Here is a 25,066-nt window from a genome sequence, read left to right on the forward strand (position 1 = left end):
GACGTATTGATTGAAAAGTCGTCATCCCCGGGCGTGTCCCGGGGATCCACGCCTTCGGCCGCCGGGAAGGAAAGACGTTGATGGCCGGGACTGATCCCCGGATCGCGTCCGGTGACGGCCATGACGGCGGGCGGAACACCCGAACGGCGAGGCGCGGCCTTCGTCTCGAGACGCTCGTGAGCCGGTGAACGGATGCGCGCGGTTCCCGCCTCCGGCAAATCCGACTATCACTCCGAGATGCTCGACACCCCCGCCGAATCGCCGCCCTCGAACAACCCGGACTGGACGGTCACGGAAATCTCCGCCGCGCTGAAGCGCACGGTGGAGGATGCCTATGGCCATGTGCGGGTGCGCGGCGAGATTTCCGGCTATCGCGGGCCGCATTCCTCCGGCCACGCCTATTTCAGCCTGAAGGATTCCGGCGCGCGGCTCGACGCGGTGGTGTGGAAGGGCACGTTCTCGCGCCTCCGGGTGCGCCCCGAGGAGGGGCTGGAGGTGGTGGCGATCGGGCGCATCACCACCTTTCCCGGCAAGTCCGCCTACCAGATCGTCATCGAGCAGATCGAATTCGCCGGCGCCGGCGCGATCATGGCGATGCTGGAGGAGCGGAAGCGCCGGCTCGCCGCCGAGGGGCTGTTCGACGCCGCCCGCAAGCGGCGCCCGCCCTTCCTGCCGCAGGTGATCGGCGTCGTCACCTCGCCGACCGGAGCGGTGATCCGCGACATCCTGCACCGGCTCGCCGACCGCTTCCCGCGCCGGGTCATCGTCTGGCCGGTGCGGGTGCAGGGGGAGACCGCCGGGGCCGAGGTGAGCGCGGCCATCGCCGGATTCAACACCATCCCGCCCGAAGGGCTTGCGCTGGCCGGCGGGCGGCGGCTGCCGCGCCCCGACGTGCTGATCGTCGCGCGCGGGGGCGGCTCGCTGGAGGACCTGCTCGGCTTCTCCGACGAGAGCGTGGTGCGGGCGGCGGCGGCGAGCGCCATCCCGCTGATCGCCGCGGTCGGCCACGAGACCGACGTGACGCTGATCGACTTCGCCGCCGACGTGCGCGCCCCCACCCCCACCGCCGCGGCCGAGATGGCGGTGCCGGTGCGGGCGGACCTCGCCGCCGAGACCGGCCGGCTGCATGCGCGGCTGCGCGCGGCCGAACTGCGGGCGCGGGACCGCCGGCGCAGCGACCTCCGGGCGCTGGCCCGGCTGCTGCCGAGCGCCGACATGCTGCTCGCGGTGCCGCGCCAGCGGCTCGATACGGCCGGGCAGCGGCTGCCGCGCGCGCTGCGCGCCTCGACCGCGCTGCACCGGCTGGCCTTCGCGCGCCTCGCCGGGCGGTTGGGGCCGGAGCGGCTGGCGAACCTCGTCGCGCGCCGGCGCGAGCGCTACGACCTGTTCGCGGCGCGGCTCGCCGGTGCGTTCCGCCGCAACGCCCTGACCCATGCCGAGCGGATCGGCCGCGCGCGGGAGAAGGTGGCGGGCGCGGAGGGCCGGCTGGCGCCGGCTTTCGCGCGACTGGTAGCGGAGCGCCGGCGCCGGCTCGACGCGCTGGGGCAGCTGCTCGGCGCGCTCTCCTATCGCGGCGTGCTGGCGCGCGGCTTCGCGCTGGTGCGGGACGAGACCGGCGCGCCGGTGCACCGCGCGGCGGGCGTGGCGCCGGGGGCGCGGCTCGCCATCCAGTTCGCGGACGGGGAGATCGGCGCACTTGCCGCGGGCGATCCGCCGGCCTCGCCGACCGCCCCGCCCGCCGCCGGCGGCGCGCGGCGTGGCAAGGCGGCGCGCGGCTTGCGCGGCGGCGACGTGCAACCCACCTTGTTCGACGAGTGAGGCGACGCGGCCCGCCGGCCGGGGGCGCGGGGCCCCGACGCTTGCCCCCCGGCCCGCCGGCGCCCTATTCTGGCGCCCGATCATCCCGGGTCGTCCGTCGCGACGTCACGACCCCAACGACAAGCAGTACCGGATCATGAACCGCTTCGAACGCTTCCCCCCCGCCTCCGGCGAAGCCGAGGTCCGTTATCTCGACGGCGATTTCCGGGTCGTGCGTCCGGGCACCTTCGTGCGCTGCGCGGTGACCGGCCAGCCGATCCCGCTCGACGAGCTGCGCTACTGGAGCGTCGATCTCCAGGAAGCCTATGCGAGCCCCCAGGCCGTGCTGGCGCGGCTGCGCGGCACCGCTCCGGCGAAGGACTAGCGCCGCCGCCAGGCCCGCCCGGACGCCGGCCGCTCAGGCGGCGTCGGAGGCGGTGTTGCCGATCAGGATGCCGTGAATCGCCGCCGCGTCGCGCGAGGCGCGCAACTTCTGGGCGACCGCCGGATCCCGCAGCAGCCGCGCCACGCGGGCGAGCGCCTTGAGATGATCGGCGCCGGCCGCCTCCGGCGCCAGCAGCAGGAAGACGAGATCGACCGGCTCGCCATCGAGCGCCTCGAAGTCGATCGGCTTCTCCAGCCGGGCGAACAGCCCGAACAGCCCGTCGAGCTTGGGCAGCTTGCCGTGCGGGATGGCGATGCCGTTGCCGACGCCGGTCGAGCCGAGCCGCTCGCGCTGGTTCAGCGTCTCGAAGATCTCGCGCTCGTCGCGCTTGATCAGTTCTCCGGCGCGGGCGGCGAGTTCCTGCAGCGCCTGCTTCTTGCTGGCGACCCTCAGCGCCGGGAATACGGCGGAGAGCGCGACGAGGTCATTGAGCGGCATGGACGGATTTCCGAATGGAAGCGACGCGGCGCACGGAACAACGGGCAACCCGTGAAAGGGTTGCCCGGCGATCGCTTGGCCGCCCCCTCAATGGATGTCTTCCGCCGGCAGGCGCGCGGGCGGATCGACCCAGCCCACATGTCCGTCGGTGCGCCGGTAGACGACGTTGATTCGTCCATGGCCGGCGTGCCGGAACACCAGCACGGACATGCCCGTCAGGTCCAGTTCCAGCACGGCGTCGCTGACGGCGAGGCTGGGCAGGTTGGTGGTCTGCTCGGCCACCACGGTCGGGCTCCAGCCGTCGAGCACCGCCTCCTCGTCCTCGTCGTCGGGCGCCGAGAAGACGGTGAGCGCGGCGGTCTCGCCGATCTCGGACACCACCTTCGCGCCGGCGCCGGCCCGATGACGCACGCGATCCTTGTGCCGTCGCAGGCGGGTCTCGATCCGCTCGACCGCGCTGTCGGCGCTGGCGTAGGGATCCTGGGCGTTGCCATGGGCCTGGATCACCAGGCCGCTGTCGAGGTGCAGCGCACAGTCCGACCGATAGCCGGAACCGTCACGGCACACCGTGACGTGGCCCGACCAGCCGCCGTCGAAATACTTGTCCAAAGCCTCGGAGATGCGATCGGAAACCCTTTGCCTCAAGGCTTCGCCGATATCGAGATTCTTACCCGAAACGCGCAGCGGCATCGCGACTAGTCCCTTTCCGGGGCGTGTCCCGCCGGAGCGATCCGGACGCCCCCGCCTTCCACGCCCGAACCCCCAAACTTGCCCGGCCGGTGACGTAAACAGGTAGGAGCCGCGAGGGAATGTGTCAAATGAAACGGACGCGAGGGCATCCGAGCGCCACAATTGCACACTCTTTGGTTGCATTTGCGGTAATGGGGCGCTCCCGCAGTGACGACGACGTTACGGAATAAGGTTTCATGACACCTCCGCGCGCTTTTTGTCGCGGGACCGATCAGCTTCCCGAGAGCGCGGCCTGTTTCTCGCGCCGGCGCTGCACCGACGAGGGGATGCGCAGCGCCTCGCGGTACTTCGCGACCGTCCGGCGGGCGATATCGATGCCCGCCTCGCGCAGGCGCTGCACCAGCGTGTCGTCCGAGAGCACGTCGTCGGGGCTTTCCGCGTCGATCATGCTCTTGATCCGGAAGCGCACCGATTCGGCCGAGTGCGCCGCCCCGCCATCCGCCGAGGCGATCGAGGACGAGAAGAAATACTTCATCTCGAAGATGCCGCGCGGCGTCGCCATGTACTTGTTCGAGGTAACGCGCGAGACGGTCGATTCGTGCATGCCGATGGCGTCGGCGACCATGCGCAGGTTCAGCGGGCGCAGGTGCTGCACGCCGTGGGTCAGGAAGGCGTCCTGCTGGCGCACGATCTCGCTCGCCACCTTCAGGATGGTGCGGGCGCGCTGGTCGAGCGAGCGGGTCAGCCAGGTCGCCGTCTGGATGCAGTCGGTCAGGAAGGCCTTCTCGCGGTCGTTGCGCGCGGTCTTGGAGATGCGGGCGTAATAGGCCTGGTTGACCAGCACCCGCGGCAGCGTGTCGGAATTGAGCTCGACCAGCCAGCTGCCGTCCGAGGCCCCGCGCACGAAGACGTCGGGCACGATCGGCTGCACCACGCCGCCGCCGAAGGCGAGGCCGGGCTTGGGGTTCAGCCGCCGGATCTCGGCGACCATGTCGGCCAGATCCTCGTCGTCGACGCCGCAGAGCCGCTTGAGCTGGCTGAAATCGCGGCGCGCCAGCAGTTCGAGATGGGCGAGCAGCGCCGCCATGGCCGGGTCGTAGCGGTTGCGCTCGCGCAGCTGCAGCGCGAGGCACTCGGCGAGCGAACGGGCGGCGATGCCGGGCGGATCGAAGGTCTGGATGACGGCCAGCACCTGCTCGATACGTTGCGCCGGGGCGCCGAGCTTCTCGCCGACCTGCGCGAGGTCGGCACTGAGGTAGCCGGCCTCGTCGATCAGGTCGATCAGATGATGGCCGATCAGGCGGTCCACCGGATCGGTCAGGGCGAGGGAGAGCTGGCCTTCCAGATGGTCGGCGAGCGTGGTCTCGGCGGAGACGAAGGCCTCGAGATTGTAGCCCTCGTCGTCGCGCCCGCCCGAGCCGACGCCGGCCCATTCGGAATAGCCGAGCGGTTCGCCGGCCGGGGCGGGAACGGGGCTGTCGCGCCCGGCATCGTCGGGAAAGACGTTCTCGAGACCGGTGTCGAGCCGCGCCTCGATCTCCGAGCGGCTGCCCTGGAGGTTGTCCTCCAGCCAGTCGGAGGCGCGCGCCTCCGCCTCGACCGGACGGGCGGGCTCCGGCTCGGCCTCGGCAGCGCCGCCGCCCTCGTCCTCGCTCTGGCGGGAGAGCAGCGGGTTGCGCTCGAGTTCGGCCTCGACATAGGCCACGAGGTCGAGATTGGACAGCTGAAGCAGCTTGATGGCCTGCATCAGCTGCGGCGTCATCACCAGCGCCTGGGTCTGGCGGAATTCGAGCCTCGGGCCTAGCGACATGGAGCGGTCCTGCTGGCGGCGCAGGATGGCGCGGACGGGAAGCGGGCGAGGTGCGCGGGCATCTAGAGTCGGAACTCCTCGCCCAGATAGAGGCGGCGCACGTCCGGGCTCGCGACGATGTCGTCGGGCGAGCCCTCCATCAGCACGGCGCCGGAATGGATGATGTAGGCGCGGTCGATCAGACCGAGCGTCTCGCGCACATTGTGGTCGGTGATGAGCACGCCGATGCCGCGCTCGGTGAGCTGGCGCACCAGCGCCTGGATGTCGCCCACCGCGATCGGATCGATGCCGGCGAAGGGTTCGTCGAGCAGCATGAAGGTCGGCCGGCTGGCCAGCGCGCGGGCGATCTCGACGCGCCGCCGCTCGCCGCCCGACAGGGCGATGGAGGGCGACTTGCGCACATGGGTGATGCGGAATTCTTCCAGCAGCTCGTCGAGCTGGGCGTTGCGGCGGCGGCGGTTCGGCTCCACCACCTCGAGCACCGCCCGGATGTTGTCCTCCACCGAGAGGCCGCGGAAGATCGAGGCTTCCTGCGGCAGATAGCCGATGCCGAGGCGGGCGCGGCGGTACATGGGCAGGTGGGTGACGTCGTGGCCGTCCAGCTCGATGCGCCCGGCATCGGCCTTCACGAGACCGGTGACCATGTAGAAGCAGGTGGTCTTGCCGGCGCCGTTCGGACCGAGCAGGCCGACCGCCTCGCCGCGCCGCACATCGAGGCTGACGTCGCGCACCACCTTGCGGCCGCGATAGCTCTTGGCGAGGCCATAGGCGCCCAGCAGTCCCGGCTCGGTGGCGAGACGGGCCCCGAGCGTGGGGTCGACGCCGTAATGGGGCGTAGCGCCGCGATGATCGCGGGCATCGGGCTGGTGGGGGGGGTCGTAACGGGGATCCGGATCGTAGCGTGAATCCGGCTCGTAGCGCGGCGGGTGGCCACCGGCGCCGTCCTGCGAACCGTCGTCGTCCTCGTCATACTCCGGGTAGCCATCCGCCGCCGCATCCGCGACCGGAACGCGCCCACGGCGACCGAAGATCGGGAACAACCTCACACGCACCCTCCGTGGCGGGAAACACCACCCGGAGGGTGATAGACGGTCTCGGCGGTGCTGGCAAATGGGAGATGCAAAAAGCAGGCCGGAAACGCGGCGTCGGGCTCCCGAGGCGGCGCCCGCCCGCTGCGATCCGCCACAGCTCCGGCCGGCGTCAGGCGCCGCGCCTCACCGGGCGGGCTTGGCGCCGGGACCGCCGGCGGGCGGCGTGTTGTTGCCGAAGGGAAGGCCGGCACCGCCCTTGCCGCTGTTCGGCACGATGATGCTCTCGACGCGCCCGCCCTCGAAGCGCGAGCTTCCGGTGGCGAGGTCGACGGTGAGGCGCTGGCCGCGGATGACGTTGGGACCCGACGTCAGCACCACCGGCTTGCCCACCAGCGTGATGGTGTTGCTCGCGGTCTCGAAGATGCCCTGGTCGCCGGTCGCGGTCTGCTCCTTGGTGGTGATGATGACGCCGCCATTGGCTTCCAGCCGCCGGATCGCCGAGGAGCCGACGGGCGAGCCGGCGACGAAGGCGTTGCCGGTCGGTTTGGCGTTGGCGTCCGGTTTGGCGGCCGCGGTCTTCGCCGGATCGGGCTTGGTCGCGTCAGGCTTGGCGGAGTCAGGCTTGGTCGCGTCGGCATCCGCGCCCGAATCGCCGCCGAGCCCCTTGGAACTGGTGGTGTAATAGACGACCAGTTCCTTGCAGCGCATGGTGGTGTCGCCCTGCTGCACGACGACATTGCCGGAGAAGATCGCCGCCTTGTCCTTGTCGCGGACCTCGAGGCTGTTGGCGTCGATCTTGATCGGCTGCGCCCGGTTGCGGGCGAATCCCTGCAGCGCATTGGGCACGTTCTGCTGCGCCAGAGCAGGCAGGCAGGCGCCGAACGACAGCGCAAGGGCGGCCGCCGGAATGGCGAGGGCGTGGCGGAGCATCATGCGCTGAAACTTCAAACGTCGGCGTTGCGGGGCGGATCGGGGCGGCATATCGCCCTCAAGGTTGGCGCGGTGATGGCAGCGGCGGCACATGGCCCGCGCGCGCGGGCGACGCGCTGGCCGCGCTCGCCGCGGCGGGCGCCGGCGTGATGCTGCCGGTGGTCGCCGGCGGCTTGGTCGCCCCGCCAGCGTCGTTGCTCTTGGGCGGCGGCATGCGGAATTCGAGATGCACATTGCCGGTGAGCAGGGCGCGCGCGTCCTTCTGCGAGATTTCCAGATGGTCGGCGGTGAGACGGCCGTCGAGATAGCTCAGCTCGACAGGGCGATCCGAGACGAGGATGCCGGTCTTGGCGTCGATGCGCGCCACCTCCAGCTTGCCGCCATAGCCGGCGCTGGTGTCGACGCGGATGCCGTCCGACAGCACCATCTGCTGCGACTTGGTGTTGTACTGGCCGGTGGTGGCGGTGAGAGCGGCCCAGCCTTTTTCCGCCAGTTCGAGCCGCGCCTCGATCTGCTCGAGATCGATCTGGTCGGGGTGGAGCACATCCTGCGAGGCGGACCTGGCGGTGATGCGGTAGCCGCGATTGTCCTCGGTGAAGCCGGAGAGCTTGGGCAGCTCCATCTTCACCCGGCTGCCCGACAGTGACACCTTGCCGAGATCGAACGGCAGGTCCATGGCGATCTTGAGCGGATCGAAATAGGCCACGGCCGCGGCAAGGCCGCCCCCGACCAGCACGGCCGCCGGCAAAAAGAACCGCAGGAAGCGCACACGTCGGCTGTGCCGGCGCGCCGCCTTGAACTGGGCCGCGGCCGGTCGTCCGCCGAGCGCCTGGAAGGCGGCCACCGGCGGAGGGCTGGTCTCAGGCGTGAAGTGCCGGTTCATGGTCCCCGATAGTGCATGCCCGCGAGCGATTCACCGCCCGACGGGACGCTGCCGCCGGTACCGCTAAAATGGAGCCATCGCCCGCGCCGCGCAAGCCGCGCCCGGCGCGCGGGCGGTGGAGCGTCTCCCCCGCGCCACAGCCGGCGCCATCATCATGCCCATAAACACTGCGAAAAAATGGCACAACGGTGCGGCGTCGCGCGCGCTCGCGCCTATATACGGGACTGCATGCAACGCCTCACCGAACTGAGATCGCAGCTGGGAACCACCGCGACCGCCGCAAGCCCGGCGCGATGGCGGCTGGCCCATCCCGGCCTGTCGGGCAAACTGCTGCTGTTCATTCTCGTCTTCGTCATGCTGGCGGAGATCCTGATCTATGTCCCCGCCATCTCGGCGTTCCGGCTGAACTGGCTGTCGGACCGGCTCGCCGCTGCGCGCACCGCCGCGCTCGTGCTCGACGCCGCGCCCGAAGGCACCATCCCGCCCAAGCTCACCCAGGAACTCCTCGACAGCGTCGGCGCCATCACCGTGGCGCTGAAGCAGGACAATACGCGCCGGCTGCTGGCGAGCTCGGAGATGCCGCCCGAGGTCGATCATCACGCCGATGTCCGCGATGTCGGCCCGCTGACGGCGGCCACCGAGGCGTTCCAGACGTTGATGGCCTCCGATGGCCGCATCATCCGCGTCGTCGGCAGCGCCCCGCGCGGAGGCGACTTCATCGAGATCGTGCTGAGCGAGACGCCGCTGCGCAAGGCGATGCTGCGCTTCTCGCGGAACATCCTGCTGGTCTCGCTGCTGATCTCGGCGCTCACCGCCGGCCTCGTCTATCTCGGCCTCGCCTGGATGTTCGTGCGGCCGATGCGGCGCCTCACCCAGCGCATGATCGCCTTCCGCGAGGCGCCGGAGGGTCAGGTGCCGGCGCTCGATCCGTGCGCCTCGCGCCATGACGAGATCGGCCAGGCGGAGCGCGAATTCGTCGCGATGCAGCGCCGCGTCGCCGAGACGCTGCAGCAGAAGAACCACCTTGCCGCGCTGGGCCTCGCCGTCTCCAAGATCAACCACGATCTGCGCAACCTGCTCGCCTCCGCCCATCTCGTCTCCGACCGGCTGGCGATGATCCGCGATCCGGCCGTTCAGCGTTTCGCGCCCAAGCTGATGGCGGCGCTCGACCGCGCCATCGCCTATTGCGAGCACACGCTCGCCTATGGGCGGGCGCAGGAGCCGCCGCCCGAGCGGCGGATGATCGAGCTCGCACCGCTGGTCGCGGAGGTACGCGACACGGTCGGCCTCGACGACGGCGAGCGCCCGGTCGGCTGGGTCGAATCGATCGATCGGGGCCTGACCGTCGACGCCGATGCCGACCAGCTGTTCCGGGTGCTGCTGAACCTCGCGCGGAACGCCATCCAGGCGCTGCGCGCCCGCGCGCCCACCGACGCGGCATGCGACCAGGTGCGCATCACCGGCCGGCGGGAGGGCGCGATCGTCATCATCGAGGTGTCCGATACCGGGCCGGGCGTGCCGGAGCGGGCGCGCCAGCATCTGTTCGAACCGTTCCAGGGCTCGACACGGCGGGGCGGCACGGGCCTCGGCCTTGCCATCGCCGCCGAGCTGATGCGCGCCCATGGCGGCGACATCAAGCTGGTGCCGGGCACCATCGGCGCCACCTTCCAGCTCACCATCCCCGACCGCCCGGTCGACCTCGAAGCGCATCGCGCCCGCCTGTCGCATGGCTGAGCGCGCGGCCAGCCGCCGGAGTGTGCTGCAGGCGGGCGGCGCGCTGCTCGCCGGCAGCGCGGCCGGCGCCCTGCCCTTCGCGCCCCGCGCCGTCGCGCAGGTGCCGCCGCGGGTGAGCGTCTCGGGCGACCGGCTGCTGGTCGAGGGTCACCCCTTCCACGTGCGCGGCGCCACGGGAAACGGGCCGCTGCCGCTGCTGGCCATGATCGGCGGCAATACGCTGCGCACCTATGGCGAGGATCCGGCGGCGACGCTCGACGCGGCGCAGGCGGCGGGGCTCAAGGTGATCGTCGGCTTCTGGCTCGGCCATCCCCGGCTCGGCGCCGACTATACCGATGCCGGCTTCGTCGCCCGCCAGCTCGACGAACTCGCCGCCCTGGTGCGCCGCCACCGGCATCATCCGGCGCTGCTGATGTGGGGGATCGGCAACGAGGTCGAGGTCGGCCTCGACGACGGCGACGACGCCCTGGTCTGGCCGGCGATCGGGGCGGCGGCGGCGCTGGTGAAGTCGCTCGATCCCGAGCACCCGCGGATGGCGGTGCTGGCCGAGCTCGGCGGCGGCAAGCTCGGCCGCCTGATGGCCGGCGCGCCGGATATCGACGTGCTCGGCGTGAATTCCTATGGCGAGGCGCTGCCCAGCGTGCCCGGGCGCGCCCGCGCGCAGGGCTGGACCGGGCCGATCGTGATCACCGAAGCCGGCCCGCTCGGCCAGTGGCAGGCGGCGACGACGCCGTGGGGCGCGCCGTTCGAGCCGACCTCGACGCAGAAATCCATCCTGATGCGGCGCCATCTCGCCGTGCTGGAGCCGACCGGCGTCGGTATCGTCGCGTTCCTGTGGGGCCAGAAGCAGGAGGTGACGCCGACATGGCACAGCCTGTTCCTGCCCTCCGGCGAGTGGACCGAGACCGTGGAAGCGCTGGCGGGGAGCTGGGGCGGATCGACGCCCGGCGGCAATCATGCGCCGCGCATCACCGAACTGCGCTTCGCCCATGACCCGAGCGCGCCGTTCGGCTCGTGGCCGGCGGCTGCGGGCGGTGCGGTGGTGCTCGGCGCGCTCGACCCGGACGGCGACCCGCTCGACGTGCGCTGGCGGGTGATGGCCGAGAGCACCGCGCGCGGCATCGGCGGCGATGCCGAAACCGTGCCGGCGGAAATCACCGGCGCGGTGATCGCGGGCGACCTCGCCGGGGCGCGGATCGGGCCGCTGCCGGCCGGCCGCTACCGGCTTTTCGTCGAGCTGCGCGACGGGCGCGGCGCGGCGGCGACGGGCAACCTGCCATTCGAGGCGCGCTGAACGGGCTCAGGCCGCCGGCAGGCCCAGATCGCGCGTCAGCGCACGCACGGCGCAGGGGATCGGCGCGATGACCGGTACCGGATAGCGGCCGGCGAGACCGATCGCCGCCTGCCCCAGCGGGCCGCCGCCGATGATCACCGCCTCCGCCCGGTCCTGCGCGATGCTGGCCGCGACGGCGTGGGCGAGTTCGGCCTCGAGCCGCACCGGATCGGCGGCGAGCGCCAGCGGATCACCTGTCGTCAGCCGCGTGCCGACGAAGCTGTCGCCGATCCCCAGCATGGCGGCCTTGCGGGCGAAGATGTCGACCAGCAGCGGCGTCACCGTGGCGATGCCGAACCGGCGCCCGCCCTCCGCCGCCTCGCGCATGCTGGCCTCGCAGATGCCGGCGACCGGCACCTCGAGCCGGGCGCGCAGTTCGGCAAGGCCCGGATCGCCGAAGGCGCTGACGATGACGCCTTCATAACCTTCGGCCGCGCCCGTCGCCTCGATCACGGCCCCGACCGAGGCGCCCAGCGCCGCCTCGTCCAGAATCATCGACACGCCGCGCGCGGCGGTGACGCCGACCACCGCGGCGCGGCCGGCAAAGGCCTCCTGCGCGATGGCGACCATCATATCGGTGGTCGCGTGCGAGGTGTTGGGGTTGACGAGAAGAATGCGGGGCTTTGCACGGACAGGCATGGCACTTAACTGCCTCGGCGGATCGCCCGAGGCCCTTTCACGGGACGTCGTTCTACACGAAACGAGGCTGCGCCCGGGGATCAGCCCGGGTGCAGGCAGGCGACATAGCCGGCTTCGCGGCGCGGCACGATGGGCGGGGTCACCGCCTTGCAGTCGTCGGCGACGCGGTTGCAGCGCGGGCCGAAGGCGCAGCCGGGCGGCGGGTTGGCGAGATCGGGCGGCGCGCCGGGGATGGCCTCCAGCCGGCTGCCCTTGGCGAGGTCGTGCCCCGCCCGCGAGGCCAGCAGACCCTGCGTGTAGGGATGGGCCGGGTTGCAGATGATGTCGGCGCAGGCGCCGGTCTCGACGATGCGTCCGGCATACATCACCGCGATGCGGTCGGCGACCTCGACGGCGACGCCGATGTCGTGGGTGACGAACACCACGGCGAGGCCGAACTCGCGCTGCAATTCGCGCAGCAGCAGCAGCACCTGGATCTGCACGGTGGCGTCGAGCGCGGTGGTCGGCTCGTCGGCCAGCAGCACCTTGGGCCGGCAGGCGAGCGCCAGCGCGATCATCGCCCGCTGGCGCATGCCGCCGGACATCTCGTGCGGGAAATTGTCGAGCCGGCGCTCGGGCGAGGGAATGCGCACGCGCTCGAACAGCTCCAGCCCGCGCTTTCTGCCCTCGGCATGGGAGACGCCCTCATGCCGCACCACCGCCTCGGCGATCTGGTCGCCGATGCGGTAGACCGGATCGAAGGCGAGGCCCGGATCCTGGAAGATCATCGAGACGATGCTGCCGCGGAAGGCGGCGAGATCGGCGGGCGAGAGCGCCAGCACGTTGCGCCCCTCCACCTCGATCCTGCCGCCGATCCTCGCGCTCTTCGGGTGCAGGCGCATGAGGGAGCGCAGCGTCACGCTCTTGCCGGACCCCGATTCGCCGAGCAGCGCCACGGTTTCCCCGGGCGCCAGCGCCAGGTCGACGCCGGCGACGGCACGGATATACTTGCGGCCCGCCTTGAAATCGACGGTGAGGTTCTCGACCTCGACGATATTGGCCATCGCGTCCTCCTTCAGGCGGCCGAGAGCCGGGGGTGACCCGACTCCGGATTGGCGAGATGGCAGGCGGTGCGGTGTTCGCCGGCCCCGAACAGCTCCGGCTCGGCATGCCCGCAGAGCGCCGCGACGTATTTGCAGCGGGTGTGGAAGCGGCAGCCGGGCGGCGGGTTGATCGGGTTCGGCGGGTCGCCCGTCAGCGGCGCTTCCTCGGTGCGGTTGTCCGGGTCCATCGAGGGCATCGAGGCGAGCAGCGCCTGCGTGTAGGGGTGGCCGGTGCGCTCGAAGATGTCGTCGGAGGGGCCGACCTCGGCGACCTTGCCGAGATACATCACCATCACCCGGTCGGACATGAAGCGCACGACGTTGAGGTCGTGGCTGATGAACATGTAGGTGAGGCCGAATTCCTCCTTCAGGTCGAGCAGCAGGTTCAGCACCTGCGCCTCCACCGACTTGTCGAGCGCGGACACCGCCTCGTCGAGGATCAAGAGGCGCGGCTCCAGCGCCAGCGCGCGGGCGATATTGACGCGCTGGCGCTGGCCGCCGGAAATCTCGTGCGGGTAGCGCCCGGCAAAGCGGCGCGGCTCCATGCCCACGCGGTGCAGCAGGTCGTGCGCGCGCTCGACCGCCTGCCGCCGCCCCGCGCCGTGGACGCGCGGGCCGAAGGCGATGGTGTCCTCGACCGTGAGGCGGGGGTTCAGCGAGGCGTAGCTGTCCTGAAACACCATCTGCACCTGCCGGCGAAACGCACCGAGATCGAGAGCAGTCGAGCCCACCGCCTCGCCGTCGAGCAGGATGTCGCCGGCATCCGGCTTCATGATCTGCATGACGAGGCGCGCGGTGGTCGACTTGCCGCAGCCCGATTCGCCGACGATGCCCAGCGTCTCGCCCTTGGCGACGGTGAAATCGACGCCGTCCACCGCCCGCACCACCGGCCCGGCCTTGGTGAGGAAGCCCGCCTTGCGGCCGAAATGCTTGACGAGGCCGTTGACGGCGAGCAGCGGCGTGGCGGCGCCGCCGCGGTCGATCCCCGCGGGGATCATGCTGTCGGTGATGACGCTCATTGCTTGACCTCCATGGCGGAGCGCAGGCCGTCGGAGAACAGGTTGAAGGAGATGGAGGTGATGAAGATCATCACGCCCGGCAGCGCCGCCACCATCGGCTGCGAATAGATCGCGGTCCTCAGCGTGTTCAGCATCAGCCCCCATTCGGGCTCCGGCGGCTTCACGCCGAGGCCGAGGAAGGAGAGGCCGGAGGCGAGGATCATCGACACGCTGATCAGCCCGGTGGCGTAGACGAAGATCGGGCCCATGACGTTGCCGAGCACATGCACCCGCACGATGGTGAAGGCGCTCGCGCCCGAAACGCGGGCGGCCTCGACATAATCGCGGGTGCGGATCTGCGTCGTCACGCTCTCGGCGACGCGGGCGATCTGCGGCACGAACACCACGGTGAGCGAGACGATCGAATTGAAGATGCCGGCGCCGAGCGCGCCCGACAGCGCGATCGCCAGCAGCACCGAGGGGAAGGCGAAGAACACGTCGATGGTGCGCATCATCACCGAGTTCAGCCAGCCGCCGACATAGCCGGCGGTGATGCCGATCGCCGAGCCGATGAAGAAGGCGAGGATCACCGGCGTGACGCCGAGGAACAGCGACAGCCGCCCGCCATAGATGAGGCGCGAGAGCATGTCGCGGCCGAGCTCGTCGGAACCGAGCGGATAGCCCGGGAAGCCGATCGGCCGCAGGCGCCGCACCATGTTGCCCTTGTAGGGGTCGGCCGGCGCCACCCAGGGCGCGAAGATGGCGGCGAGGACGATGATCAGCAGGATGGCGAGGGCGGCCATCGCCACCGGATCGCGCACCAGCTTGTGCAGCACGTTGCCCCAGTAGCCGCGGCTGGCGGCGACCGGCTGGGGGATCTGCGTGTTGTCGGCGATGTCGAGCGTGACGGTCATCGGCTCAGCTCCTCTGGATGCGCGGATCGAGGGCGGTCTGCAGCACGTCGACGATCAGGTTGAGCGCGACGAAGAACATGGCCAGCACGAGGATGGTGCCCTGCAGCAGCGGCAGGTCGCGCTGGAAGATCGCGGCGTTCAAGAGGAAGCCGGTGCCGGGCCAGGAGAACACCGTCTCGATCAGGATGGAGCCGCCGAGCAGGTAGCCGAGCTGGAGGCCCATCACCGCCAGCGCGGTCGGGGCGGCGTTGCGCACGACATGCTTGAACACGCCCCATTCGCCGAGCCCCTTGGCTCGTAGCGCCTGCACGAATTCCTGGTTGAGGATGTCGGCGACGAGCGCGCGCACCGTGCGGGCGATGATGCCCATCGGGATCACCGACATGGTGACCGCCGGCAGGATGATGTAGCGCAGGTGCTCGAGGTCGGGCACCCAGTTGCCCGAGCCGTCCGGCCCCGCCCCGGTCGGGGGCAGCCAGCCCAATTCGGCCGAGAAGATGATGACGAGCACCATGCCCAGCCAGTAATGGGGCACGCTCACCCCGAATACCGAGACGGCGGACGCCGTGCGGTCGAGCGGGCTGTCGCGGAAATACCCCGCCACGAAGCCGAAGAAGATGCCGAAGGTGAAGCCGATCAGCGTCGCGACCGCGGCGAGGATCAGCGAATTGCCGACCGCGCGCCCGACCTCGGATAGCACCGGCCGGCCCGAGGCGATGGAATTGCCGAGATCGCCGTGCAGCACCTTCCACAGCCAGATGCCGTACTGCACCGGCAGCGGCTTGTCGAAGCCGTAGGCGACGCGCATCTCGGCCTGCTGCTCGGCGGTGGCGTCGACCGGCATGATGGCGGTGAGCGGATCGCCCGGCGCCAGATGCACCAGCAGGAAGCACAGGAGGCTGACCCCGAGCGCGACGGGCGTCACGTAGACGATGCGCTTGACGATATAGGCGAGCATGGCGGTCCCCGGCGATGTCGTTGCGAGAAAGGCGCCGCCGCTCCCGGGGCGGCGCCGTGATCCCCGCGCGCCGGCGGAAGGCCGGGCGGCGGGGAGATGCTCACGCTTCGAGGAGATCGCGCGCCCGGGACCCGGCGGAGCGGGCCGGGCGCGCGTGCGCTCAGGGCGCCATGGTGATCGAGGAGAAGTTCTGGAACCAGTTCTTCGCCTGCACGAAGCCCTTCACCTTCGGGCTCATGGCGCGCGCATTGACGTCGTGCGTCACCATCAGGAACAGCGCTTCATCCACGTATTTCTCGTGGATCTTCTTGAGCACCTCGGTCTGCTTGACCGGATCGAAGGTGGTGCGCACCTCGCCGAACAGCGCGTCCATCTCGGGATCGCAGTAATAGCCCCAGTTGGTGCCGGCGGGCGCGGCGAGGTTGCACTGGAGGTGCCGGATGAAGCCGGTGAAGGGGTCCTGGATGAAGTAGGAATAGTTCATCGCCGTGCCGCCGCGCGCGCTCGCATCCTTCGCGCCGGCGCGCCAGATGTTGATGAGCTGGTTCCACTCGACCACCTCGAACTCGACCTTGATGCCGACATCCGCGAGGTTCTGCTGGATGTACTCGTTCATCGGCAGCGGCTGCATCTGGCCCGAGCCCGAGGGGGCGATCAGCACCTTGGTGACGAGCGGCTTGTCCGGGCCGTAGCCGGCTTCCTTCAGCAGCGCTTTGGCCGCCTCGGGATCGTATTTCAGCTTGAAGCTGGGATTGCCGAACCACTGGTGGCCCGGCGGGAAGAACCCTTCCGCCGGGATCATCAGGCCGCCGAGCAGCTCCTTCATGCCGTCGCGGTCGATGGCGAGGTTGGCGGCCTTGCGCACGCGGATGTCGTTCCAGGGCGAGCCCTCGACGCGCGAGAGATGCCAGGTCCAGTTGTGCGGATAGGCATTGGTGACGATCTGGAAGTTGGCGGATTTGAGCGAATCCACCGCGTCCGGGGCGGGGGCCTCGATCCAGTCGACCTGGCCGGCGCGGAGCGCGGCGACGCGGGCGTTCGGCTCGGGCAGCGGCAGCAGCACCAGCTTGTCGAGCTTGGGCACGCGGGTCGTGTCCCAATAGCCGGCGAAGGGGACGAGCTCGGCGCGCTCGCGCGGCACGAAGCTCGCGAGCTTCCACGGGCCGGTGCCCGACGGCGTCTTGGCGAAGGCTTCCCAGCTCTTGCCGACCTTCTCCCACTGCGCAGGCGAGGACATCATGATCCAGGCGAGCTGGTAGGGCAGCGTCGCGTCGGGGGCCTTGGTGGTAATCTCGACCGTCATCGGGTCGATCACCTTGTAGGAGGCGACCGCCGGGATGCGCGACTTGCCCTGCGCCGACTGGCGCTGGTCGAATTGCGGGCTGTCGTTCTTCAGCAGCTTGTCGAGGTTCCACACCACGGCGTCGGCGTTGAAGTCCGAGCCGTCATGGAATTTCACGCCCGGGCGCAGCTTGAATATCCATTTCGTCTTCGTCGTGTCGGCCGGATCGAGCCCGTATTCGAGCGCGAGGCCGGGGATGATGTCGGAGGGCTTGTCGGCGCTGGTGAGGTCCCAGTTCACCAGCCCGTCATAGACGGTGTAGCCCATGAACCGCATGCCCTCGCCGCCCTGGTCGGTCTGGCCGGTGGTGAGCGGTATGTCGGAGGCCGTCATGCCGATGCGCAGCGTGCCCTGCGCGCTCGCCGGGCCCGCCATCAGCGCGCCGAGCGCGGCGGCGGCGAGAAGTCCCATCCAACGCTTCTTCATCATGTTCCTCTCCGTTCTTGGCTGTCGCAGGCAGCGGAGGCCACGCACCGCCTTTGCGCCGCGGGGCGGCAAGGCGCGGGGCCGGATCCGGGAGCCGACTGGAGAGATGTTCAGCAATTTTAATGCCAGATAATCATGAAAAATTATTTTCACGATCTCAAAGGCTGACGCAGCGGCGGGAACGGCGGCCCCGCCCATCGAACAGGCAGTCGCTTACAGGAACGGCAGCGTTCTGCCCGACTCAGAGCTCGGCGAGCGCGTCGTGGATGGTCTGGATGGTGGCCAGGCGACGGCGCCCTTCGACGCCGGCCTGCTCCATCACCCGCGTCGCCAGCAGATGGCAGACGGCCATCACCCCGACATGGTTGTCGAGCGGCCCGGGTGCCTGCGAATCGCACCGCACCGTCCATGTCGCAGGCAGCGGCTCGCCGGCGTGGCTGTTGGTCATGACCGCGACGCGCACACCCGCCGCCCGCATCTGCGCCAGCAGTTCCGGCAGCACCGCGACCCGCCGGCGCAGCGCGAAGACGATGGCGACATCGCCCTCCGCCATGGCCGCGACATGCTCGGCCAGCGTCTCGCCGGGGCCGGGCAGCAGGGTGGCGCCCGGCACCACCTGCACGATCTGCCAGCGGAGGTAATAGGCAAGCCCGTGGCTCGCGCGGAAACCGATGATCCAGACCCGGCGGGCGGCCACCATCTCGCGGGCGATGGTCTCGATCTCCTCCTCCGGCAGGCGGCGGAAGGTGCCGGCGATGTTGGCGACGCTCTGCTCGACATGGGCGGCGAGCGAGCCGATCGGGGCCTTCGGCGCCGCGCCGGCGAGGAACAGCGGCGAGCCCGCGCCATGCTCCGCCCGGGCGCTGCGGCGGGCCTCGTCATAGCTCTCATAGCCCAGCCGACGCACGAAGCGCGTCACCGTGGCGTTCGAGACATTGGCGAGGCGGGCGAGTTCGGAAGCCGAATAGCCGGCGATGTCGCCGGGAAAGTCGAGCACCATCTCGGCGAGGCGCCGTTCCGACGGCGAAAGCGCCGCGAGGATGTCGCGGATTCGGGTGATGAGCGATCGCGAAACGGATGTCGGCACGCCCGACTCCCATGAAAATCGATTTGCACATGCTTACGCGCAGCACAGGCCGCCCGGCAATGCGGGGCTGACGGAGAGGCTGCGGGACAGGAGCCTAGAGGCGCCATTCCGGCCGCCGGTCGAGTACCGGCAGCGGATGGCGGTCGGCGACGAGGCTCGGCAGGCAATTGAGCAGGCCGCGCGTATAGGGATGGCGGGCCTTGCGCAGTTCGCTGGCGGCGATCTCCTCGACGATCTTGCCGGCATACATCACCAGCACGCGGTCACAGAAGGAGGAGACGAGGCGCAAATCGTGCGAGATGAAGATGAGCCCCATGCCGCGCTCGGCGACCAGCCGGTCGAGGATGGTCAGCACCTCGATCTGCACGGTGACGTCGAGGGCCGAGGTCGGCTCGTCGGCGATGAGCAGCTCGGGACCGGCGATCAGCATCATCGCGATCATCGCCCGCTGGCCCATGCCACCGGAAACCTCGTGCGGGTAGAGATCGAAGACGCGCGCGGGATCCCGGATCTGCACCGCCGCCAGCATGTCCAGCGTCCGTTCGCGCGCCTCCGCCCGGCCGACCGGCTCATGCGTGCGCAGCGTCTCGACGATCTGCCGGCCGATGGTCATCACCGGGTTCAGCGAGTATTTCGGATCCTGCAGCACCATGGCGATGCGCTTGCCGCGCAGGCTGCGGCGCAGCGCCGGCGGCGCCGTGAGCAGATCGATGCCGTCGAAGGCGAGGCGGCTGGCGCTCACCCGCGCCTGCGGCGCGGTGAGGCCGAGGATGGCGCGGCCGGTCTGCGACTTGCCGGAGCCGCTCTCGCCCACCACACCGAGCCGCTCGCGGCCCAGCTTGAAGCTCACGCCGCGCACGGCCTCGACCAGCCCGTCGCGGGTGGGAAAGCCGATCCTCAGGTCCTCGACTTCGAGCAGCGCCGCCATGTGCCATCCTGTGCGCGGCGCCGGGTGTGACGCAAGCCCCTGGCGACGCGCTCAATGGGCAGGATGACGCGGGTCGACCGCGAGGCAGTGCCGCACCACCGGCTTTTCGGGGCCGCGGTGAAAGCCCAGCACCTCGCTCTGGACGTCGGCGTCGGCATGGGAGACGCGGTGGTGCTGGCGCAGGTGCTCGGCCCAGCTCTCCACCATGAACCACTCGATCAGCAGTTCGGGATCGGCGGCGTCCTCGCTGACGCCCCAGGCATAGGCGCCGTCGCGGCGGCGGGCATGGGAAAGGCGTGACAGCGCGGCGAGGAATGCCGCCCGCTCCTCGCGCCGGACGCGATACTCGATGAGGATCAGCACGGGCCCGCGGTCATTGGCGACGGGCTCGGCGATCAGCGGCTCGGGCCAGTGGCGCGAGGGGGTGAGATCAGCCTCCCCGACCGGCAGCGCGACGCGGTGCAGGACAAGGCCGGTGACGACGATGCCGACGGCCGCCACCAACAGCGTCGCGGACAGGCCGATCTCCTGCGCCACGAGGCCCCAGCCGAGACTGCCGGCGGCCATCGCGCCGTTGAACACGGTGAGGTAGACCGCCAGCGCCCGGCCGCGCACCCAGTTCGGCAGGATGGCCTGCGCGGTCGCGTTCAGCGTGGTCAGCGCGGTGATCCACGCCGCGCCCATGGCGAGCAGAATGAGGATGGCCAGTCCGCGCGGCGGGGCGAGCGCGAGCGATGCCGTCGCGAGAGCGGAAATGACCGCCGCGAGCAGCAGCATGCCGTCCGCGCTCAGGCGGGCGCGCAGGTGCGGCATGATCAGTGCCCCGCCGATCGCCCCCGCCCCGACCGAGCCCAGCAGCAGGCCGTAGAACGCCGCGTCGCCCTTCAGCAGTTCGCGCGCCACCAGCGGCAGCAGCGCCCAGATCGCGCTGGCGAAGGCGAAGAAGAACGCCGCCCGCAGCAGCACCACATGCAGTTCCCGGCTCGCGCGGGCATAGCGCAGCCCGGCGCGGAAGGCGCCGGTGAAGCGTTCGGACAGCTCGTCCTCGGCATTGGCCGGGCGCTTCCACCACAGCAGCGCGGCGATGACGATGACATAGCTCGCGACGTCTGCCCCATAGGTGACGGCGGCGCCGAAGGCCGCCAGCAGGAAGCCGCCGACCGCCGGCCCGATCGAGCGGGCGATGTTGATGCCGAGCGAGTTCAGCGCGACGGCGCTCTTGAGCTCGCTGCGCGGCACCAGCTCCGGCACGATCGACTGCCACACCGGGCCGACGAGCGCCGCGCCGACGCCGCCGAGGAAGGTGAGCGCGATGAGCGAGGAGACGGTGACCGTGCCGGTCGACGCGAGGATCACCAAGGTCCCGCTGACGGCCGCCAGCATGAGCTGGACACAGATGAGGAAGCGGCGCCGGTCGAGGATGTCGGAAAGCACGCCGGCGGGAATGGCGAGCAGGAAGATCGGCAGCGTGCCGGCGGCCTGGATCGCCGCGACGGCGGCGGGCGAGGCGGAGAGGTCGGTCACCAGCCAGCTGCTGGCGACGTCGCGCATGAAGGAGCCGGTATTGCCCAGCACCGTCGCCGCCCACAGCACGGCGAAGACGGAGCGCTTCAACGGCGCGAAGCTGCCGGCGGGCGGGGGGCTCTTGGTCGGATCCGCCATGGTCACACCGCCCAGCAGGCGCAGCCGAGCGCGCCCCAGAAGCTGCGCTCGTCCGACACCGGAAGCTGCGCGCCCAAAGCGCCGGCATGGGCGTGGCCGTGGACGTTGCAGCCATTCGCGCAGCCGCAGAGCCGGGCGAAAGCGTATTTCGAGGCCCTACCGGCCTCCGCGCGCTGCTGGTAGCCGCCGAAGGTGCGGACCGGCGACCAGTCCGGCATGGCGGGGGGCAGCTCGGGGGCGAGGCCGCTGAAGTCGCCGGCGCCATGCACCGGCTCGCCGCCGAGCAGGGTCAAAACCGACGTGATGTCCTGGATCGCATCCTCCGGCACGCCGAAATAGTCGTCGGACAGCACCACGATGTCGGCCAGCTGCCCCGGGGCGATCTGCCCCTTCTTGCCGCTCTCGTTCGAGAACCAGCCATTGGCCTCGGTCCACAGCCGCAGCGCGCTCTCGCGGTCGAGCCGGTTGGCGGCCGGGTACAGCGCGAGGCCGCCGAGCGTCCGGCCCGTGACCAGCCAGGCCAGCGAGATCCACGGATTGTAGGAGGCGACGCGGGTGGCGTCGGTGCCGGCGCCGACCGGCAGCCCCATGTCGAGCATGCGGCGGATCGGCGGGGTGCGCTCGGCAGCGCGGTGGCCGTAGCGCTCGGCGAAATACTCGCCCTGGAAGGCCATGCGATGCTGCACGGCGATGCCGCCGCCGAGCCTGGCGATGCGCTCGATGTTGCGGTCCGAGATGGTCTCGGCATGGTCGAAGAACCAGTGGATGCCGTCGAAGGGGATGTCGCGGTTCACCTTCTCGTAGACGTCGAGGGCGCGGGAAATCGTCTCGTCATAGGTGGCGTGCAGCCGCCACGGCCAGCGGTTTTCCGCCAGCAGGCGGATCACCGGCTCGAGGTCGGCTTCCATGTTCGGCGGCATGTCCGGGCGCGGCACCTGGAAATCCTCGAAGTCCGCGGCGGAATAGACCAGCATCTCGCCGGCGCCGTTGGCGCGGTAGAGATCGTCGCCCTGTCCGGGCGTCACCTCTCTCGACCAGCGGGTGAAGTCGGCCAGTTCCTCCTTCGGCTTCTGGGTAAAGAGGTTGTAGGCGATGCGCACGGTGAGCTGGCCGTCGCGGTGCAGCTCCTCGATGATGGCGTAGTCGTCCGGGTAGTTCTGGAAGCCGCCGCCGGCATCGATCACGCCCGTGACGCCGAGCCGGTTCACCTCGCGCATGAAATGGCGGGTGGAGTTCTTCTGGTAGTCGGGCGGCAGCTTCGGCCCCTTCGCCAGCGTCGAATAGAGAATCGTGGCGTTGGGCTGGGCGATCAGCAGACCCGTCGGATTGCCGTTGCCGTCCCGTACGATCTCGCCGCCGGGTGGGTTCGGTGTATCCTTGGTGTAGCCGACCACCCGCAGCGCGGCGGCATTGAGCAGCGCGCGGTCGTAGAGGTGGAGGATGAACACCGGCGTATCCGGGGCGACCCGGTTGATCTCCTCCAGCGTCGGCAGGCGCTTCTCGGCGAACTGGTGCTCGGTGAAGCCGCCGACGACGCGCACCCATTGCGGGGCCGGCGTGTTGTCGACCTGTTTCTTCAGCATCTCCATGGCGTGAGCGAGCGAGCGCACCCCGTCCCAGCGCAGCTCCATATTATAGTTCAGCCCGCCGCGGATGATGTGCATGTGGCTGTCGATGAGGCCGGGGATGACCCGACGGCCGCCGGCATCGATGACGCGCGTGCCCGGCCCGGCCAGCGCCATCGCCTCGGCATCGGTGCCGGCGAAGAGGATGCGGCCCTCGCCGATGACCACCGCGCTCGCCTGCGGGTTCGACCGGTCGAGCGTGGTGACCTTGCCGTTGCGGAGGATCAGGTCGGGGGTCGGCTGGGCCATGGTCTGCGCCTGCGATGACGAACGGGGGAAACCGGCGGCGATGAGGCCGAGGCCGGCGAGGATCTGGCGTCGGTCGGGCATGGGCAGCCTCCTGTCAGGATGGCGGAGCGTCCTCGCGCCGCGCGGCCGCCGACGGCCGGCCCGGCAGCTGGCCGAGCACGTGGCCGGAGCAATCGGCGAGGCCGATCGCCGCGCGCAGCCCGTCGCCGTTCAGCAGATGGCGCGCGACGGGAACGATCTGCTCGCCGATCAGGATGCCGAACAGCCCGATCAGCGCCACCACCGGCGGTGCCGGCGAGCGCACATTGACGAGGCTGTAGACGATACCGACGAGGAGGCCGGCGCCGAGCGAGGCGAGATAGAGCTTCATGCGGCCTCCCTCTGACGCGTGGCTAGCTCCGGACCGCGGCGACGGCGGCGGCGATGGTGTCGGCGACGGCGGCGGGCTGCGAGAGCAGCGACATGTGGCTGGCGTCGAGCTCGGTGACCTGCGCGCCGAGCCGGGCCACCAGCTCATGCTGGAGCTCGACGCTCACCGCGCGGTCGTGGCGCGAGAGCACGTACCAGTTCGGGCGGTCCTTCCAGGCGGGGGTCGTGACCTTGTCGCCGAAGGTCACCAGCGACAGCGGCGTCTGCACCACGGCGAGGACGCGGGCCTCCGCTTCCGGCAGGTCCTGCGCGACATTGGCGATCCAGCTCGCCTCGCTCATCTTGAGATAGCCCTCGCCGAACGGCGCGACGCCGCCGAGGCCGGGGGGCGCCGGGTGCGCGTTCACCTGGTCGCCGGTCGACTGGCCGGCACCGGGCGCGAAGGCGGCGACGTAGACGAGCGCCTTCACCTTGGGATCATTGCCCGCCTCGGTGATCACCGTGCCACCCCAGCTATGGCCCACCAGCACCACGGGCCCCTCGATGGAATCGAGCGTCCGGCGGGTGGCGGCGACGTCGTCGGCGAGCGAGGTGGTCGGGTTCTGCACCGCGACGACCGTGATGCCGCTCGCCTGCAGACGCGGAATCACCCGCCGCCAGCTCGACGCGTCCGCCCAGGCGCCGTGGACGAGGACGACCGTGGGGGCGGCACTGGCAGCGGTCATGAGCGGCCTCAAGCGGTTGGCGATGCGGCGCAGGGGGGAAGCGGCGCGGCGGGGACGCCGCGCCGCTGTCGAACTCAGCCCTTGATGAAGGCGAGCAGGTCCGGGTTGAGCACATCGGCATGGGTGGTCAGCATGCCGTGAGGGAAACCGGGGTAGATCTTCAGCGTGGCATTCGGCAGCAGCTTGGCCTGCAGCTCGGAGGCCTGCTTGTACGGCACGATCTGGTCGTCATCGCCCTGCAGCACGAGGGTCGGCACCGTCATCGCCTTGAGATCGGCGGTCTGGTCGGTCTCGGAGAAGGCCTTGATGCCTTCGTAATGGGCCTTGGCGCTGCCCATCATGCCCTGGCGCCACCAATTGTCGATCACGCCCTGGGAGACCTTGGCGCCGTCGCGGTTGAAGCCGTAGAACGGGCCGGCCGCGACATCGAGGAAGAACTGGGCGCGGTTGGCGGCGAGCGCGGCGCGGAAGCCGTCGAACACCTCGACCGGCAGGCCGCCCGGATAGGCTTCGGTCTTGAGCATGATCGGCGGCACGGCGGCGACCAGCACGGCCTTGGCGACACGACCCTGGGGAATGCCGTACTTGGCGACATAACGCGCCACCTGGCCACCGCCGGTGGAGTGGCCGATATGCACCGCGTTCTTAATGTCGAGATGCTCGACCACGGCCGAGACGTCCGCGGCGTAGTGGTCCATGTCGTGGCCGTCGCTGACCTGCGACGAGCGGCCATGGCCGCGGCGGTCACTCGCGACGACCCGGAAGCCCTTGTCGAGGAAATAGAGCATCTGGGTGTCCCAGTCGTCGGCGCTCAGCGGCCAGCCGTGGTGGAACACGATCGGCTGCGCATCCTTCGGACCCCAGTCCTTGTAGAAGATCTCGACGCCGTCCTTGGTGGTGACGAAAGGCATGGTGGCTATCCTTCGGTTTGGCGGGCCCGCCGCGATTCGGGGCCGGCTGATGTCGGTGCG

At 70.3% G+C, this 25,066-nt stretch carries 23 protein-coding genes; 4 read left to right on the top strand and 19 right to left on the bottom strand.

Going from position 1 to position 25,066, the window contains the following annotated elements; genetic code table 11:
• The first annotated feature begins 237 nt into the window (after nt 1–237).
• Both xseA and ACEUEL_RS13220 read left to right on the top strand, forming a co-directional pair.
• Nucleotides 238–1,818: an exodeoxyribonuclease VII large subunit gene (xseA, locus tag ACEUEL_RS13215; RefSeq protein ID WP_405706768.1), complete on the top strand. Its 1,581-nt coding sequence runs from the start codon at nt 238–240 to the stop codon at nt 1,816–1,818.
• A gap of 136 nt (nt 1,819–1,954) precedes the next feature.
• Nucleotides 1,955–2,182, top strand: coding sequence for a DUF2093 domain-containing protein (locus ACEUEL_RS13220; RefSeq protein ID WP_405705906.1), 228 nt, complete (start codon nt 1,955–1,957; stop codon nt 2,180–2,182).
• Between the two features lie 33 nt (nt 2,183–2,215).
• On the opposite strand, the gene ptsN is transcribed toward ACEUEL_RS13220, so the two are convergent.
• The 6 genes from ptsN to lptC form a co-directional block, all read right to left on the bottom strand.
• A complete protein-coding gene (gene ptsN / locus ACEUEL_RS13225) occupies nt 2,216–2,680 on the bottom strand; it encodes a PTS IIA-like nitrogen regulatory protein PtsN (protein WP_405705909.1) in 465 nt (154 codons plus the stop codon).
• Nucleotides 2,681–2,767: 87 nt separating this feature from the next.
• Nucleotides 2,768–3,370 carry a ribosome hibernation-promoting factor, HPF/YfiA family gene (hpf, locus tag ACEUEL_RS13230; RefSeq protein WP_405705912.1) on the bottom strand — a complete coding sequence of 201 codons (603 nt, stop codon included), beginning with the start codon at nt 3,368–3,370 and terminating at the stop codon, nt 2,768–2,770.
• 271 nt (nt 3,371–3,641) lie between these two features.
• Nucleotides 3,642–5,180 carry an RNA polymerase factor sigma-54 gene (gene rpoN / locus ACEUEL_RS13235; RefSeq protein WP_405705915.1) on the bottom strand — a complete coding sequence of 513 codons (1,539 nt, stop codon included), beginning with the start codon at nt 5,178–5,180 and terminating at the stop codon, nt 3,642–3,644.
• 62 nt (nt 5,181–5,242) lie between these two features.
• Entirely contained in the window at nt 5,243–6,226 is a 984-nt protein-coding gene (gene lptB, locus ACEUEL_RS13240) for an LPS export ABC transporter ATP-binding protein (RefSeq protein WP_405705918.1), read from the bottom strand.
• Nucleotides 6,227–6,394: 168 nt separating this feature from the next.
• Nucleotides 6,395–7,144: an LptA/OstA family protein gene (locus ACEUEL_RS13245; RefSeq protein ID WP_405705921.1), complete on the bottom strand. Its 750-nt coding sequence runs from the start codon at nt 7,142–7,144 to the stop codon at nt 6,395–6,397.
• Nucleotides 7,145–7,199: 55 nt separating this feature from the next.
• Nucleotides 7,200–8,024 (bottom strand): LPS export ABC transporter periplasmic protein LptC, encoded by an 825-nt coding sequence (gene lptC, locus ACEUEL_RS13250; protein ID WP_405705924.1) that lies wholly within the window; start codon nt 8,022–8,024, stop codon nt 7,200–7,202.
• A gap of 354 nt (nt 8,025–8,378) precedes the next feature.
• Here lptC and ACEUEL_RS13255 point away from each other — a divergent pair, with 354 nt between their 5' ends.
• Together ACEUEL_RS13255 and ACEUEL_RS13260 are read left to right on the top strand one after the other, a co-directional pair.
• A complete protein-coding gene (locus ACEUEL_RS13255; protein ID WP_405706770.1) occupies nt 8,379–9,758 on the top strand; it encodes a sensor histidine kinase in 1,380 nt (459 codons plus the stop codon).
• Complete coding sequence (locus ACEUEL_RS13260) at nt 9,751–11,052, top strand: glycoside hydrolase 5 family protein (protein WP_405705927.1); 1,302 nt, start codon at nt 9,751–9,753, stop codon at nt 11,050–11,052. The genes ACEUEL_RS13255 and ACEUEL_RS13260 overlap by 8 nt, the downstream gene beginning before the upstream one ends.
• A 6-nt stretch (nt 11,053–11,058) precedes the next feature.
• On the opposite strand, the gene ACEUEL_RS13265 is transcribed toward ACEUEL_RS13260, so the two are convergent.
• From ACEUEL_RS13265 to ACEUEL_RS13325, 13 genes are all read right to left on the bottom strand, one after another.
• Complete coding sequence (locus ACEUEL_RS13265; protein WP_405705930.1) at nt 11,059–11,730, bottom strand: aspartate/glutamate racemase family protein; 672 nt, start codon at nt 11,728–11,730, stop codon at nt 11,059–11,061.
• 80 nt (nt 11,731–11,810) lie between these two features.
• Entirely contained in the window at nt 11,811–12,773 is a 963-nt protein-coding gene (locus ACEUEL_RS13270) for an ABC transporter ATP-binding protein (RefSeq protein WP_405705933.1), read from the bottom strand.
• 11 nt (nt 12,774–12,784) lie between these two features.
• Nucleotides 12,785–13,831, bottom strand: a complete 1,047-nt coding sequence (locus tag ACEUEL_RS13275) for an ABC transporter ATP-binding protein (RefSeq protein ID WP_405705936.1) — start codon at nt 13,829–13,831, stop codon at nt 12,785–12,787.
• A complete protein-coding gene (locus ACEUEL_RS13280; RefSeq protein WP_405705939.1) occupies nt 13,828–14,724 on the bottom strand; it encodes an ABC transporter permease in 897 nt (298 codons plus the stop codon). Before ACEUEL_RS13280 ends, ACEUEL_RS13275 begins: the two co-directional genes overlap by 4 nt.
• Nucleotides 14,725–14,728: 4 nt before the next feature.
• Nucleotides 14,729–15,682, bottom strand: coding sequence for an ABC transporter permease (locus ACEUEL_RS13285; protein ID WP_405705942.1), 954 nt, complete (start codon nt 15,680–15,682; stop codon nt 14,729–14,731).
• A gap of 160 nt (nt 15,683–15,842) precedes the next feature.
• Nucleotides 15,843–17,450, bottom strand: a complete 1,608-nt coding sequence (locus ACEUEL_RS13290; RefSeq protein ID WP_405706772.1) for an ABC transporter substrate-binding protein — start codon at nt 17,448–17,450, stop codon at nt 15,843–15,845.
• Nucleotides 17,451–17,691: 241 nt separating this feature from the next.
• Nucleotides 17,692–18,537 (bottom strand): MurR/RpiR family transcriptional regulator, encoded by an 846-nt coding sequence (locus ACEUEL_RS13295; protein WP_405705945.1) that lies wholly within the window; start codon nt 18,535–18,537, stop codon nt 17,692–17,694.
• A gap of 94 nt (nt 18,538–18,631) precedes the next feature.
• Nucleotides 18,632–19,465 (bottom strand): ABC transporter ATP-binding protein, encoded by an 834-nt coding sequence (locus ACEUEL_RS13300; RefSeq protein ID WP_405705948.1) that lies wholly within the window; start codon nt 19,463–19,465, stop codon nt 18,632–18,634.
• A gap of 51 nt (nt 19,466–19,516) precedes the next feature.
• Nucleotides 19,517–21,127 carry an MFS transporter gene (locus ACEUEL_RS13305; protein ID WP_405705950.1) on the bottom strand — a complete coding sequence of 537 codons (1,611 nt, stop codon included), beginning with the start codon at nt 21,125–21,127 and terminating at the stop codon, nt 19,517–19,519.
• A gap of 2 nt (nt 21,128–21,129) precedes the next feature.
• Nucleotides 21,130–23,082, bottom strand: coding sequence for an amidohydrolase (locus tag ACEUEL_RS13310; RefSeq protein WP_405705952.1), 1,953 nt, complete (start codon nt 23,080–23,082; stop codon nt 21,130–21,132).
• A gap of 13 nt (nt 23,083–23,095) precedes the next feature.
• Nucleotides 23,096–23,371, bottom strand: coding sequence for a XapX domain-containing protein (locus tag ACEUEL_RS13315; protein ID WP_405705955.1), 276 nt, complete (start codon nt 23,369–23,371; stop codon nt 23,096–23,098).
• Between the two features lie 22 nt (nt 23,372–23,393).
• Complete coding sequence (locus ACEUEL_RS13320; RefSeq protein WP_405705957.1) at nt 23,394–24,095, bottom strand: alpha/beta fold hydrolase; 702 nt, start codon at nt 24,093–24,095, stop codon at nt 23,394–23,396.
• Between the two features lie 74 nt (nt 24,096–24,169).
• Nucleotides 24,170–25,006, bottom strand: a complete 837-nt coding sequence (locus ACEUEL_RS13325) for an alpha/beta fold hydrolase (protein ID WP_405705960.1) — start codon at nt 25,004–25,006, stop codon at nt 24,170–24,172.
• Nucleotides 25,007–25,066: the final 60 nt, after the last annotated feature.

It is taken from the genome of Ancylobacter terrae, assembly GCF_045108345.1.
Taxonomy (GTDB): Bacteria; Pseudomonadota; Alphaproteobacteria; order Rhizobiales; family Xanthobacteraceae; genus Ancylobacter.

Bases quoted from the DNA above. Each gene is read 5' to 3' on its own strand.
- ACEUEL_RS13280 (WP_405705939.1), bottom strand. From the start codon at position 14,724: ATGACCGTCACGCTCGACATCGCCGACAACACGCAGATCCCCCAGCCG.
- xseA (WP_405706768.1), top strand. From the start codon at position 238: ATGCTCGACACCCCCGCCGAATCGCCGCCCTCGAACAACCCGGACTGG.
- ACEUEL_RS13220 (WP_405705906.1), top strand. From the start codon at position 1,955: ATGAACCGCTTCGAACGCTTCCCCCCCGCCTCCGGCGAAGCCGAGGTC.
- ACEUEL_RS13265 (WP_405705930.1), bottom strand. From the start codon at position 11,730: ATGCCTGTCCGTGCAAAGCCCCGCATTCTTCTCGTCAACCCCAACACC.
- ACEUEL_RS13255 (WP_405706770.1), top strand. From the start codon at position 8,379: ATGCTGGCGGAGATCCTGATCTATGTCCCCGCCATCTCGGCGTTCCGG.
- ACEUEL_RS13290 (WP_405706772.1), bottom strand. From the start codon at position 17,450: ATGAAGAAGCGTTGGATGGGACTTCTCGCCGCCGCCGCGCTCGGCGCG.
- ACEUEL_RS13300 (WP_405705948.1), bottom strand. From the start codon at position 19,465: ATGGCGGCGCTGCTCGAAGTCGAGGACCTGAGGATCGGCTTTCCCACC.
- ACEUEL_RS13315 (WP_405705955.1), bottom strand. From the start codon at position 23,371: ATGAAGCTCTATCTCGCCTCGCTCGGCGCCGGCCTCCTCGTCGGTATC.
- ACEUEL_RS13310 (WP_405705952.1), bottom strand. From the start codon at position 23,082: ATGCCCGACCGACGCCAGATCCTCGCCGGCCTCGGCCTCATCGCCGCC.
- ACEUEL_RS13325 (WP_405705960.1), bottom strand. From the start codon at position 25,006: ATGCCTTTCGTCACCACCAAGGACGGCGTCGAGATCTTCTACAAGGAC.
- ACEUEL_RS13320 (WP_405705957.1), bottom strand. From the start codon at position 24,095: ATGACCGCTGCCAGTGCCGCCCCCACGGTCGTCCTCGTCCACGGCGCC.
- ptsN (WP_405705909.1), bottom strand. From the start codon at position 2,680: ATGCCGCTCAATGACCTCGTCGCGCTCTCCGCCGTATTCCCGGCGCTG.
- ACEUEL_RS13305 (WP_405705950.1), bottom strand. From the start codon at position 21,127: ATGGCGGATCCGACCAAGAGCCCCCCGCCCGCCGGCAGCTTCGCGCCG.
- ACEUEL_RS13245 (WP_405705921.1), bottom strand. From the start codon at position 7,144: ATGATGCTCCGCCACGCCCTCGCCATTCCGGCGGCCGCCCTTGCGCTG.
- lptC (WP_405705924.1), bottom strand. From the start codon at position 8,024: ATGAACCGGCACTTCACGCCTGAGACCAGCCCTCCGCCGGTGGCCGCC.
- ACEUEL_RS13270 (WP_405705933.1), bottom strand. From the start codon at position 12,773: ATGGCCAATATCGTCGAGGTCGAGAACCTCACCGTCGATTTCAAGGCG.
- ACEUEL_RS13285 (WP_405705942.1), bottom strand. From the start codon at position 15,682: ATGCTCGCCTATATCGTCAAGCGCATCGTCTACGTGACGCCCGTCGCG.
- ACEUEL_RS13260 (WP_405705927.1), top strand. From the start codon at position 9,751: ATGGCTGAGCGCGCGGCCAGCCGCCGGAGTGTGCTGCAGGCGGGCGGC.
- hpf (WP_405705912.1), bottom strand. From the start codon at position 3,370: ATGCCGCTGCGCGTTTCGGGTAAGAATCTCGATATCGGCGAAGCCTTG.
- rpoN (WP_405705915.1), bottom strand. From the start codon at position 5,180: ATGTCGCTAGGCCCGAGGCTCGAATTCCGCCAGACCCAGGCGCTGGTG.
- ACEUEL_RS13275 (WP_405705936.1), bottom strand. From the start codon at position 13,831: ATGAGCGTCATCACCGACAGCATGATCCCCGCGGGGATCGACCGCGGC.